Source organism: Burkholderia sp. WP42, from assembly GCF_000745665.1.
Taxonomy (GTDB): Bacteria; Pseudomonadota; Gammaproteobacteria; order Burkholderiales; family Burkholderiaceae; genus Burkholderia; species Burkholderia vietnamiensis.
This window is the reverse complement of sequence record NZ_KN050727.1, coordinates 96,595-107,788: the sequence shown is the minus strand read 5'-3', so window position 1 is coordinate 107,788 and position 11,194 is coordinate 96,595. Positions and strand designations below refer to the sequence as shown.

The window sequence follows — 11,194 nt, the reverse complement described above, 5'->3', positions numbered from 1 at the left end:
CTCTGCTCGGACAGGAACAGGAAGCGGTCCTCGGTCACCTCGACGGTGAGCGGCGCGCCGCGTTCCTTCCAGTCGGGGAACAGCTCGGTGATCGCGCGCGGGTCCATCACCGCGCCCGACAGGATGTGCGCGCCGATCTCGGAACCCTTCTCGAGCACGCACACGCCGATCTCGGCGCCTTTCTCGGCGGCCAGCTGCTTGAGCCGGATCGCCGCCGACAGCCCGGCGGGGCCGCCGCCGACGATCACGACGTCGTATTCCATCGATTCGCGCGGGCCGTATTGCTCGATGAGGCTTGCGGGGGTCATTGGCGTTCCTCTAACCGTTAGAATGCTTTTATTCGGGAGCGTATTGTCTGCGAAACGAAACGCTTGCCGCAACAGCGCGGCGCTAGATTAGCACGATCGTTCTATTTTCTGTGCTAGGGTTATGCTGCTCGAGCGGGCATCCGCCGCGGCAAACGACATCGAAAGGGGATGTGCAATGGGTCGATCGATCAATCTGGAAGGCAAGGTCGCGCTGGTTACCGGCGCATCGAGCGGCCTCGGGCAACGCTTCGCGCAGGTGCTGTCGCAGGCCGGCGCGAAGGTCGTGCTGGCGAGCCGCCGGGTCGAGCGCCTGAAGGAACTGCGCGCCGAGATCGAGGCGGAGGGCGGCGCCGCGCATGTCGTGTCGCTCGACGTGACCGACGTGCAGAGTATCAAGGCAGCCGTTGCGCACGCCGAGACGGAAGCCGGCACGATCGACATCCTCGTGAACAATTCGGGTGTATCGACGATGCAGAAGCTCGTCGACGTGACGCCGGCCGATTTCGAGTTCGTGTTCGACACCAACACGCGCGGTGCATTCTTCGTCGCGCAGGAAGTCGCGAAGCGCATGATGATGCGCGCGAACGGCAACGGCAAGCCGCCGTACCGGATCATCAACATCGCATCGGTGGCCGGGCTGCGCGTGTTTCCGCAGATCGGGCTGTACGCGATGAGCAAGGCGGCCGTCGTGCAGATGACGCGGGCGATGGCGCTCGAATGGGGGCGTCACGGGATCAACGTGAACGCGATCTGCCCGGGCTATATCGACACCGAAATCAATCACTACCTGTGGGAAACCGAACAAGGCCAGAAGCTGCAGTCGATGCTGCCGCGCCGGCGCGTCGGCAAGCCGCAGGATCTCGACGGGCTGTTGCTGCTGCTGGCGGCCGACGAGTCGCAGTTCATCAACGGTTCGATCATCTCCGCCGACGACGGCTTCGGCCTCGCGTGAGCGGATGCCATCCAGTAACGAAGAAGAGTGCAATGAGCGAATATTCCCGCGTATTTGAAATGTCGATGCCGATCCGCTGGGGCGACATGGACGCGTTCGGCCACGTGAACAACACGGTCTACTTCCGTTACATGGAACAGGCGCGGATCTCGTGGTTCGAGCAGCTCGGCATCGCGGGCGGCAATGGCGAGGGACAGGGGCCCGTGGTCGTCACGGCGTCGATGGAATTCCTGAAGCAGCTGCACTATCCGGGCGACGTGATCGCGCGGATGTCGGCCGCCAAACCGGGCCGCAGCAGCTTCGACACCGGCTTCGAGCTCTCGCGTGCGGACGATCCGCAGCATGTGTATGCGCGCGGCAACGCGCGCTGCGTGTGGGTCGACTATGCGCTCGGCAAGTCGGTGCCGCTGCCGCAGCTGCTGCGCGACACGATCGAGCGCGCGCTCGCCGCCAAGGTCGACTGAACGTCGAAGCCGGCGCCGCGGCGCCGATGCGGGTGTGCAGCTATACCCGTGCCTGCCGGAATCGGCCGCCTCGCGCGGCCGATTGCGTTTGCGTGCAGCGGCTACTGGCCGAGCAGGCGTTGCAGCAGCTCCGGCGTATTGCTGGTGCCGTACTTGCGCATCAGCCGCGCACGGTAGATGTCGACGGTGCGCGAACTGATGTCGAGCACGCGTCCGATCTGCTTGCTGGTCTTGCCGGTCGCGAGCTGGGCTGCGATCTCCCGCTCGCGCGGCGTCAGCTCGACCGCCACGCGGCGCGTCGCGCTCAGGTCTTCGAAGGTCCATACGCCCACGGCGAGCGGCGCGGTGCGATCGAGCGCGCGGCCGGTCACGTGGCACCAGAACAGCTCGCCGTCCGCGCGCTTCATGATTCTGTCGTCGCCGTACGTGCCGTTCGCGACCATCACGCGCGAAATGCGCTCGCCGATGCGCTGAAACTCGTCCGGCGACGGATACAGTACTTCGTAGGACTTGCCGATCAGATCGGTCCGCGCGCAGCGGAAGATCGCCGCGAGTGCGTCGTTGCAGTCCTCGATCACGCGGTCGCGCGACATCACGAGGCCGAGCGGCGCGAGGTGAAAGGCAGTCTGGTAATCGAGTGCGGGCATGGCGCGGGGCAGCGGAGGCAAGTGCTTATGTAGTTTTGCGTATTGTGCCGCATCCGCGCCGCATCGTACCCTTGCCGGCATCTCGTGGCGCTTCGTCGCGACATAAAAACAGCGCGCCTCGCGCAGGCCACGCCGTGCATGCATAGAATGAGTGCGGCGGGCTTGCGGGCCAGTCGGCGCGTGAACCGGTTTTGCTGGTTTCCATAGAGGAAGGGACATACAGATGAACAAAGTCTATCCCAGCGCGGCTGCCGCGCTGGAAGGGATCGTCCGCGACGGACAGACGTTCGCGGTCGGCGGCTTCGGCCTGTGCGGGATCCCCGAGGCGCTGATCGCGGCGCTGCGCGACTCCGGCGTCAAGGGCATCACCTGCATCAGCAACAACGCGGGCGTCGACGGTTTCGGCCTCGGCCTGCTGCTCGAAACGCGCCAGATCAAGAAGATGATCTCGTCGTACGTCGGCGAGAACAAGGAGTTCGAGCGCCAGTACCTGGCCGGCGAACTCGAGCTCGAATTCACGCCGCAGGGCACGCTCGCCGAGAAGCTGCGCGCCGGCGGCGCCGGCATCCCGGCATTTTTCACGAACACCGGCTACGGCACCGTGATCGCCGAGGGCAAGGAAACGCGCCAGTTCGGCGATCGCCATTATGTGCTCGAGCCGTCGCTGACCGCCGACGTCGCGCTCGTCAAGGCATGGAAGGCCGACAAGTCGGGCAACCTGATCTATCGCCGCACCGCGCGCAACTTCAACCCGATGTGCGCGATGGCCGGCAAGATCACCGTGGCCGAGGTCGAGGAGATCGTCGAGAACGGCGCGCTCGATCCCGACCAGGTCCATACGCCCGGCATCTTCGTGCAGCGGATCGTGCTGAACGCGACGCCCGAAAAACGCATCGAACAACGCGTCGTACGCGCGAAAGGAGACTGACATGGCCTGGAATCGTGACCAGATGGCCGCGCGCGCGGCGAAGGAACTGCAGGACGGCTTCTACGTGAACCTCGGCATCGGTCTGCCGACGCTCGTCGCGAACCACGTGCCGGCCGGCGTCGAAGTGTGGCTGCAGTCGGAGAACGGCCTGCTCGGCATCGGCCCGTCGCCGACCGACGAAGAGGTCGATGCCGATCTGATCAACGCCGGCAAGCAGACCGTCACGACGCTGCCCGGCTCGTCGATCTTCTCGTCGGCCGATTCGTTCGCGATGATTCGCGGCGGCCACATCAACCTCGCGATCCTCGGCGCGATGCAGGTCAGCAAGAACGGCGATCTCGCGAACTGGATGATCCCCGGCAAGATGATCAAGGGGATGGGCGGCGCGATGGATCTCGTCGCGGGCGTGAAGCGCGTCGTCGTGCTGATGGAGCACGTCGCGAAGGGCGACCAGCACAAGATCCTCGAGGAATGCAACCTGCCGCTGACGGGTGTCGGCGTGGTCGACCTGATCATCACCGATCTCGGCGTGATCGAAGTGACGCCGGACGGCCTGAAGGTGCTCGAGCTCGCCGACGGTGTCGGCGTCGACGAAATCCAGGCCAAGACGGGCGCGCCGCTCGACGTGAGCGCGGTCGCATAAGCAAGGTCTGACTCCGTCGGCCATCGACGCCCCGCGTTCCGCCACGGAACGCGGGGCGTCTTGCCATCGAGGCATCGATCGGGCGGTCAGCCGATCACGCGATCGTGCCGCCGCCGTCGACCAGCACCGTCGAGCCGGTCGCAAACGGCGTCGTCGCGAGGTAGACGATCGCGTTCGCGACGTCCTCGGCCTGGCCCACGCGGCGTGCGGGCAGGCGTTGCGAGGCGCCGGCGTACATGGCGTCGCGTGCGTCGGGCGCGAGCTTGTTCCACAGCGGCGTCGCGATCAGGCCCGGCGACACCGTGTTCACGCGCACCGGCGCCAGCTCGAGCGCCAGCCCGCGGGCCAGCGCCTCGAGCGCCGCGTTGATCGCGCCTTGCAGCACCGACGACGCGCTCGGCCGCACGCTCAGGAACCCCGACACGAACGTCAGCGAGCCGCCGGGCGCGATGTCGATCGAACGGGCGACGCGATAGGCGCCCCAGAACTTGCTGTCCATCGCGGCCTGCGCATCGGCGAGCGCCAACGTGCGCACCGGGCCCGTCGCCGTTTGCGCGGCCGAGATCACGACATGGTCGAAGCGCCCGGCGCGCGCGCAGAACGCGTCGACGGCTGCCGTATCGGTGATGTCGAGCGCTTCGCCGCGCACCGCAGCGCCTGGCGCGGCAGCCGCGCCGGCCCGCTCGGGGTGGCGCGAGGCGATCGTCACGACCGCGCCGCGTTGCGCGAATGCATGCGCGGCCGCGGCGCCGATGCCGGAGCTGCCGCCGACGACGAGGACTTTCTTGCCGCTGAGTGAATCGTTCATGCTGGTCCTTCCGAAGTGAGGGGAGAGGGCGATCCGGTCAGATCGTTTCGGTTTCGCGCAACGTCGCCGGGCTGCGCAGCGCGAAGCGCGCGATGTCGTCCTTGCGCATGAACGCGACGCCCGGATGCGAGCGCGCGTAATCGAGGAACGTGTCCCATGCGCGGACCATCTGCGGCGTGCCGCTGATCCGGTCGTGCGCGCTGATCGACATCAGGCGCCGTCGCTGCCCGGCTTCCGCGTACAGCTGGTCGAAATCGAGCTTGATCTGCTCGACGAACTTCGTCGGCGAATAATTGCGGCCTTCGATCAGCAGGATGTCGTTGTTGCGCAGCGTGTACGGCACGACCGCGAAGTCGCGGCCGCCGACCGTCTCGATGAAAGGCTCGTCGCGGCTGACGTCGTCGATGTGATACAGGTAGCCGAGCTCCTGCAGCAGCGGCAGCGTATGCGGGCCGCGCCGCAGCCAGTTGCAGTTGTAGCCGACCGGGCGCTGGCCCGTGACCGCTTCGACCATGTCGCGAGCCTCGACGAGGAAGCGGCGCTCTTCGTCGTGGCTCATCGCGAACTGCGAGCGCCAGGTCGGACCGTGCGCGGCCGCCTCGTGGCCGCGCGACACGATCTCGCGCGCCAGCTCGGGATGGCGGCGTGCGGCTTCACCGATCATGTGCGACGTGACTTTCACGCCGTGCCGGTCCCACAGGTCGAGCAGGCGCGGAATGCCTTCACGGTAGCCGTACGCGAACCACGTCGCCGACGCGAGGTCGGCCGGCACCGACGGCGGGAACTCGACCGGCGGGAACGGGCTGTCCGCGCCCTTGGGCGGTTGTCCACCGGCCTCGAACTGCATCGAGATCGAGATCACGAGCCGGATGCCGTCCGGCCAGAAGGTGCCGGCCGGCGCATCGGCCGCGGCCGGTCGCGGGCCCTGTGGCGTTGCGGCCGCGGCCGCGCTGGACGCGCCCGTGGCGGCCGCGACGCCGGCCACGAGCCCGGCGCCAGCCTGGGCGAGAAAGGTGCGGCGCGGCGAAGGTTGCGCCTGATTCGATGGTTCGTGCGTCATCGTGTGCTCCTGCTCCGTTAGCCGACCAGCCCGAGCTGACGCATCAGCGTCAGGTTGTCCTCGATATGCCAGTTCTCTGCGATCCGGCCGTGATCGACCCGGTAGATGTCGGTCGCGATGAAGTCGATGGCCTGTCCGCTCCCGGCCGTTCCGTTGAAGGTGCCGGAGAAATGGCCGCGAAAGTGCAGGTGCACGACGACCCGGTCGCCGGCCACGATCATCTGTTCGATGTCGCAATGCAGGTCCGGGATCGCAGTGCGCATCGTTCTGGACGCGGCGAGCGGCCCGGCGATGCCCTGTTCGCGGCCGGCCGGCAACGTGCGGTCGGTGAAATCGGCGGCGAGCGCGGCCTGCGCGAGGGCCGCGTCGCCGGTATCCCAGAACGTGCCGTAGCGGCGCGCGGCGAGGATCTGCGCGCGTGCCTGCGCGGCCGGCACATCGGCGGCGACGATCAGGCCGTGCGGCTCGACGAGGCTCGCCGCATGGGCGGCGGCAGGCGCCAGCGCCGCGACGCACGCGGCCGCGGCGAGCGCGCGTGCGAGCGGCCGCGCGACGGAAGAAAGACGGATTGGCATGGTGATTGGGTCCTGTGTGCAGCGTCGTGCGACGACGCGGAACAGGTATGGTAGGTTTCCGTTCTTCATGCAAATACGGGCGTGGCACGAATGGATTATTCGAAAAAAGGAAAGGTTGCGGCGAAACGAGGGCGCCGATGCTGATCGACGATCTCCCCGCGCTCGAGACCTTCGCGCGCATCGTGTCGGCCGGCAGCCTGTCGGCGGCGGCGCGCGAGCTGGACCTGTCGCTGTCGGTGGTCAGCAAGCGGCTCGCGCATCTGGAGTCGCGGCTCGGTGTGCGGCTGTTGCACCGGACCACGCGCCAGCAGACGCTGACCGACGACGGCGCGCAGTTTCACGCCCAGGTGCTGCGCATCCTGGCCGAAATCGAGCGGGCGGAAACGCTGATGAGCGACCGGCGCGGCACGGTCAACGGCATGCTGCGCGTGACGGCGCCCGGCGAGCTCGGCCGCGTGCGGATCGTGCCGCTGGTCGCGGCGTTCCAGCGGCAGCATCCGGCGTTGACCGTGCAGCTGATGCTCACCGACACGATCGTCGACCTGCTCGCGCAGGACATCGACGTGGCCGTCCGGATCGGCAGCCTGGCCGATTCGACGATGATCGCGCGCGAGCTGGCGCCGAATCACCGCGTGCTGTGCGCGGCGCCGAGCTACGTCGCGACGCACGGGCTGCCGGCTCATCCGGCCGAACTGCGGGCACACCGATGCATCGTGCTCGGCGACCAGCCGCGCACCGAATGGCGGTTCGACGGCGCCCACGGCAGCGTGGCCGTCGACGTCACGGCCGCGCTGCTCACCAACGACGGCGGGGCGGCCCGGTCGTTCGCGCTCGAAGGCGCGGGCATCGCGCTGAAGTCGATCTGGGACGTCGACGCCGATTTCGACGCCGGCACGCTCGTGCGCGTGCTGCCGGCGTTCGCGGCGCCGGCCGCGCCGCTGCATGCGGTCTATCCGGGCGGCCGGCACGTGCCGTTGCGCGTGCGCGCCTTCGTCGAGTTCCTGCGCGAGCAGTTGCGCGACGCGTGGCAGCCCGGCGCGTGAGCCGAGCCGAGGCGGGGCGAGCGATGCGCGCGAGGGTCGCGGCTTGCGCGACGCGCCGCCGCGGCGAAGCGGTTTACAATCGTTCGCACCGGCCGGCACGCGCCGCCCGCGCTCGACAGGATGCCCACGATGCCCATCATTTCAGCGAATCCACCGGTTCCCCGCCAGCGTCGCGTGCAGTGTGCGAGCGCGGTCGGCCTGCACCACGTCGCGTATACGGAATGGGGAGATCCCGCCAATGCGCGCGTGCTGGTCTGCGTGCACGGCCTGACCCGTTCCGGGCGCGACTTCGATCGCCTCGCGGCCGCGCTGTCCGATACCTATCGCGTCGTGTGCCCCGATGTGGTCGGGCGCGGCCGCTCGGACCGGCTGGCCGACCCGCGGTTCTACACGATCCCTCAGTACGTGGCGGATATGGTGACGCTGATCGCGCGGCTCGACGTCGAGTCGGTCGACTGGTTCGGCACGTCGATGGGCGGGCTGATCGGCATCGCGCTCGCGGGGCTGCCCGGTGCGCCGCTGCGCAGGATGATCGTCAACGACGTCGGTCCGCGCATCGAGCCCGACTCGCTCGTGCGCATCGGCGAATACCTCGGCGTGCAGCCGCGCTTCGCCACGTGCCAGGAAGGCGTCGACTACCTGACGTCGCTGTCGCTGCCGTTCGGCGCGCTGACTGCCGACGAATGGCGCGAGATCAACGAGCCGCTGCTGTGCGAACTGCCGGACGGCGGCTGGACGATGCGCTACGACCCGCGCATCGCCGAGCCGTTCAAGGCGACCACGCCCGAGCTGGCCGCGGCCGGCGAAGCGGCGTTGTGGCACGCGATCGAAGCGACCGATGCGTCGCTGCTCGTCGTGCGGGGCGAAACGTCGGACCTGCTGTCGCGCGACACGGTGGCCGAGATGGTGCAGCGCGGCCGGCACGTGACGCAGGTCGAGATTCCGGGCGCGGGCCATGCGCCGGCGTTCGTCAGCGCGGAGCAGATCGCGCTTGCCCGCCGGTTTTTCGTCGAAGGCGCCGCGTAAACGCGTCATAATATGCGGTTCGGCGGCGCGCGGGCCGCGTCGTCGCCGCTTGTTCACCCATTCACACGACCGGAACATTTCATGGCAGTCATTCGTCACCACGTCGGCGCCCGTCTCTCCGAAACCGCGATCCACAACGGTACCGTGTACCTGGCCGGCCAGATCGCCGAAGACACCACGCAGGACATCCGCGGCCAGACGCGCGAAGTGCTCGGCCACATCGACCGCCTGCTCGCCGAAGCGAACAGCGACAAGGCGCATCTGCTGTCGGTGCAGATCTACATCTCCGATCTCGCGAACTTCGACGGCATGAACGCCGAGTGGGACGCGTGGGTCGCGGCGGGCAATACGCCGCCGCGCGCGACCGTCGAAGCGAAGCTCGCCGATCCGGCGGTGCTCGTCGAGATCGTCGTCGTCGCCGCCCAGCGGAGCTGAGCGAAGCATCACGATGACCGCAATATCCCGGGCCGTGCGATGACCGAATCCGCTTCCGCTTCTTCCGTCGCGGCGCCGTCGTTCGACGACGTGCTCGCGTTCGTGCGCGAGCGGGCCGGCGCCGCGCGCCTGTCGACGGGCGAGCTGCTTGCCGATCACTCGGCCGGCACCGCGTCGATCATGCGCACGCTGAACGTCGATCCGCACGCGATGCAGGCGGCCGCGCTGTTCGTGCTGACGCCGCATCTGAGCGACCCCGAACGCGAGCTGACCGAGCGCTTCGGCGAAGAGGTCGCGCGGCTCGTCGCCGATGTGCGCAAGCTGCTGCGGCTCGGCACCGTCAGCCTGCGCGCGGCGCAGAACGCGATGCCCGACGCCGGGCGCGACGCCGCGCAACAGCGGCGCACGCAGATCGAGGCGCTGCGCAAGATGCTGCTCGCGTTCGCGCAGGACATCCGCGTGGTGCTGATTCGCCTGGCGTCGCGGCTGCAGTCGCTGCGCTACTACGCGGCCGCGAAGGCCGATCCGCCGCCCGACGTGGCGCGCGAGACGCTCGAAATCTACGCGCCGCTCGCGAACCGTCTCGGCATCTGGCAACTGAAGTGGGAGCTCGAGGATCTCGCGTTCCGCTTCGAGGATCCGGTCACCTACAAGCGCATCGCGAAGCTGCTCGACGAGAAGCGCATCGAGCGCGAGGCGTACGTCGCACAGGCGATCGAGCGGCTCCAGCACGAGCTCGCGCAGGCGCATATCCCGGCCGACGTGAGCGGCCGGCCGAAGCACATCTACAGCATCTGGCGCAAGATGCGCGGCAAGGAGCTTGATTTCTCCGAGCTGTACGACGTGCGCGCGTTCCGCGTGATCGTGCCCGACATCAAGGATTGCTACACGGTGCTCGGCATCGTCCATCACCTGTGGCAGCCGGTGCCGAAGGAGTTCGACGACTACATCTCGCGGCCGAAGCCGAACGGCTACAAGTCGCTGCATACGGTCGTGATCGGCGACGACGGCCGCGCGTTCGAAGTGCAGATCCGCACGCAGGAAATGCATCGCTTCGCCGAGTACGGCGTCGCCGCGCACTGGCGCTACAAGGAAGCCGGCGTGCGCGGCTACGGCGGCCAGTTCTCGGCGAGCGACAAGTACGACGAGAAGATCGCGTGGCTGCGCCAGCTGCTCGCGTGGAAGGACGACGTCGAGGACGGCGGCGAAGTGTCCGGCGATCAGGCGTGGGCGCAGCTGCGCGAGACCTCGCTCGACGACGACCACATCTACGTGCTGACGCCGCAGGCGCGCGTGATCGCGCTGCCGCAGGGCGCGACGCCGGTCGACTTCGCCTATCACCTGCACAGCGAGCTGGGCCATCGCTGCCGCGGCGCGCGTGTCGACGGCGCGATGGTGCCGCTCAACACGTCGCTCGCGAACGGCCAGACGGTCGAGATCGTCGCGGTGAAGGAGGGCGGGCCGTCGCGCGACTGGCTGAACCCGCAGCTCGGCTACCTGAAGAGCTCGCGCGCACGGCAGAAGGTGCGCGCGTGGTTCAACTCGATCGAGCAGGAAGAAAACATCGCGCACGGGCGCGCGCTCGTCGAAAAGACGCTGCAGCGCGAGGGCAAGACGTCGGTCAACCTCGACAATCTCGCCGCGAAGCTCGGCTTCAAGTCGCCCGACGATCTGTTTTCGGTCGTCGGCAAGGAAGAATTCAGCCTGCGCAACATCGAGCAGGCGCTGTCCGATGCGCCGCCGCCCGAGCACGCGCCCGAGGCGCCCGCCGACTTCGAGAAGCGCAGCAGCGGCGCGAGCGTCGCGCACGGTGCATCGACCGGCGTGCTGGTGGTCGGCGTCGATGCGCTGCTGACCCAGCTGGCGCGCTGCTGCCGCCCGGCGCCGCCCGACCCGATCAGCGGCTTCGTGACGCGCGGCAAGGGGATGTCGATTCACCGCAGCGACTGCCCGACCTTCGTGCGGATGGCCGAGCGCGCGCCCGAGCGCGTGCTGCAGACGACGTGGTCTGCGGACGTGCTGGGCGGGCGCGGCGCGTCCGTCTATCCGGTCGATCTGATGATCGAGGCGAGCGACCGGCAAGGGCTGCTGCGTGACATTTCGGAAGTCTTTGCGCGCGAGAAGATGAACGTGGTCGGCGTGAAGACGCAGAGCCGCCGCAACACGGCGTTCATGCAGTTCACGGTCGAGGTGTCGAATGCCGCGCAGGTGCAGCGCGCATGCACGCTGCTCGGCGAAGTGCAGGGCGTCGTGCGGGCCGGACGCAAGGCATGACGCGGCCGCACATGATCGCGCCCCGTCATTT

At 68.2% G+C, this 11,194-nt stretch carries 13 protein-coding genes; 8 read left to right on the top strand and 5 right to left on the bottom strand.

Annotated features, from left to right (window positions below; genetic code table 11):
* Positions 1 to 308, bottom strand: a 308-nt coding sequence (locus tag EX20_RS29580; RefSeq protein WP_034195597.1) for an NAD(P)/FAD-dependent oxidoreductase, incomplete at its 3' end; no start/stop codon positions are given.
* A gap of 175 nt (positions 309 to 483) precedes the next feature.
* On the opposite strand from EX20_RS29580, the gene EX20_RS29575 reads away from it, so the two are divergent.
* Both EX20_RS29575 and EX20_RS29570 read left to right on the top strand, forming a co-directional pair.
* On the top strand, positions 484 to 1,260 hold the full coding sequence (locus EX20_RS29575; protein WP_011884532.1) for an SDR family oxidoreductase: 777 nt from the start codon (positions 484 to 486) through the stop codon (positions 1,258 to 1,260).
* 32 nt (positions 1,261 to 1,292) lie between these two features.
* A complete protein-coding gene (locus EX20_RS29570) occupies positions 1,293 to 1,724 on the top strand; it encodes an acyl-CoA thioesterase (protein ID WP_014722899.1) in 432 nt (143 codons plus the stop codon).
* A 101-nt stretch (positions 1,725 to 1,825) separates the two neighbouring features.
* Here EX20_RS29570 and EX20_RS29565 read toward each other — a convergent pair whose 3' ends face one another.
* Entirely contained in the window at positions 1,826 to 2,371 is a 546-nt protein-coding gene (locus tag EX20_RS29565; protein ID WP_011884534.1) for a PAS and helix-turn-helix domain-containing protein, read from the bottom strand.
* A 223-nt stretch (positions 2,372 to 2,594) separates the two neighbouring features.
* On the opposite strand from EX20_RS29565, the gene EX20_RS29560 reads away from it, so the two are divergent.
* Both EX20_RS29560 and EX20_RS29555 read left to right on the top strand, forming a co-directional pair.
* On the top strand, positions 2,595 to 3,299 hold the full coding sequence (locus EX20_RS29560; protein WP_011884535.1) for a CoA transferase subunit A: 705 nt from the start codon (positions 2,595 to 2,597) through the stop codon (positions 3,297 to 3,299).
* Between the two features lies 1 nt (position 3,300).
* Positions 3,301 to 3,942: a CoA transferase subunit B gene (locus tag EX20_RS29555; protein ID WP_014722902.1), complete on the top strand. Its 642-nt coding sequence runs from the start codon at positions 3,301 to 3,303 to the stop codon at positions 3,940 to 3,942.
* A 94-nt stretch (positions 3,943 to 4,036) separates the two neighbouring features.
* Here the strand turns inward: EX20_RS29555 and EX20_RS29550 are convergent, their stop codons facing one another.
* From EX20_RS29550 to EX20_RS29540, 3 genes are read right to left on the bottom strand one after another with little or no spacing between them, the layout of a single operon-like run.
* Complete coding sequence (locus EX20_RS29550) at positions 4,037 to 4,750, bottom strand: SDR family oxidoreductase (protein ID WP_034195596.1); 714 nt, start codon at positions 4,748 to 4,750, stop codon at positions 4,037 to 4,039.
* Positions 4,751 to 4,787: 37 nt separating this feature from the next.
* Entirely contained in the window at positions 4,788 to 5,810 is a 1,023-nt protein-coding gene (locus tag EX20_RS29545; RefSeq protein ID WP_034195595.1) for a polysaccharide deacetylase family protein, read from the bottom strand.
* A gap of 17 nt (positions 5,811 to 5,827) precedes the next feature.
* Positions 5,828 to 6,385 (bottom strand): ester cyclase, encoded by a 558-nt coding sequence (locus EX20_RS29540; protein WP_034195594.1) that lies wholly within the window; start codon positions 6,383 to 6,385, stop codon positions 5,828 to 5,830.
* 137 nt (positions 6,386 to 6,522) lie between these two features.
* Between EX20_RS29540 and EX20_RS29535 the strand changes: the two genes are divergently transcribed.
* The 4 genes from EX20_RS29535 to EX20_RS29520 all read left to right on the top strand — a co-directional run bounded on the left by EX20_RS29535 (position 6,523) and on the right by EX20_RS29520 (position 11,163).
* On the top strand, positions 6,523 to 7,428 hold the full coding sequence (locus EX20_RS29535) for a LysR family transcriptional regulator (RefSeq protein ID WP_034195593.1): 906 nt from the start codon (positions 6,523 to 6,525) through the stop codon (positions 7,426 to 7,428).
* Positions 7,429 to 7,557: 129 nt separating this feature from the next.
* Positions 7,558 to 8,454 carry an alpha/beta fold hydrolase gene (locus EX20_RS29530; RefSeq protein ID WP_034195592.1) on the top strand — a complete coding sequence of 299 codons (897 nt, stop codon included), beginning with the start codon at positions 7,558 to 7,560 and terminating at the stop codon, positions 8,452 to 8,454.
* A gap of 81 nt (positions 8,455 to 8,535) precedes the next feature.
* Positions 8,536 to 8,889, top strand: coding sequence for a RidA family protein (locus EX20_RS29525; RefSeq protein ID WP_011884545.1), 354 nt, complete (start codon positions 8,536 to 8,538; stop codon positions 8,887 to 8,889).
* A 39-nt stretch (positions 8,890 to 8,928) separates the two neighbouring features.
* Positions 8,929 to 11,163 (top strand): RelA/SpoT family protein, encoded by a 2,235-nt coding sequence (locus EX20_RS29520; RefSeq protein WP_011884547.1) that lies wholly within the window; start codon positions 8,929 to 8,931, stop codon positions 11,161 to 11,163.
* Positions 11,164 to 11,194 lie beyond the last annotated feature (31 nt).

Bases quoted from the DNA above. Each gene is read 5' to 3' on its own strand.
- EX20_RS29575 (WP_011884532.1), top strand. From the start codon at position 484: ATGGGTCGATCGATCAATCTGGAAGGCAAGGTCGCGCTGGTTACCGGC.
- EX20_RS29570 (WP_014722899.1), top strand. From the start codon at position 1,293: ATGAGCGAATATTCCCGCGTATTTGAAATGTCGATGCCGATCCGCTGG.
- EX20_RS29565 (WP_011884534.1), bottom strand. From the start codon at position 2,371: ATGCCCGCACTCGATTACCAGACTGCCTTTCACCTCGCGCCGCTCGGC.
- EX20_RS29560 (WP_011884535.1), top strand. From the start codon at position 2,595: ATGAACAAAGTCTATCCCAGCGCGGCTGCCGCGCTGGAAGGGATCGTC.
- EX20_RS29555 (WP_014722902.1), top strand. From the start codon at position 3,301: ATGGCCTGGAATCGTGACCAGATGGCCGCGCGCGCGGCGAAGGAACTG.
- EX20_RS29550 (WP_034195596.1), bottom strand. From the start codon at position 4,750: ATGAACGATTCACTCAGCGGCAAGAAAGTCCTCGTCGTCGGCGGCAGC.
- EX20_RS29545 (WP_034195595.1), bottom strand. From the start codon at position 5,810: ATGACGCACGAACCATCGAATCAGGCGCAACCTTCGCCGCGCCGCACC.
- EX20_RS29540 (WP_034195594.1), bottom strand. From the start codon at position 6,385: ATGCCAATCCGTCTTTCTTCCGTCGCGCGGCCGCTCGCACGCGCGCTC.
- EX20_RS29535 (WP_034195593.1), top strand. From the start codon at position 6,523: ATGCTGATCGACGATCTCCCCGCGCTCGAGACCTTCGCGCGCATCGTG.
- EX20_RS29530 (WP_034195592.1), top strand. From the start codon at position 7,558: ATGCCCATCATTTCAGCGAATCCACCGGTTCCCCGCCAGCGTCGCGTG.
- EX20_RS29525 (WP_011884545.1), top strand. From the start codon at position 8,536: ATGGCAGTCATTCGTCACCACGTCGGCGCCCGTCTCTCCGAAACCGCG.
- EX20_RS29520 (WP_011884547.1), top strand. From the start codon at position 8,929: ATGACCGAATCCGCTTCCGCTTCTTCCGTCGCGGCGCCGTCGTTCGAC.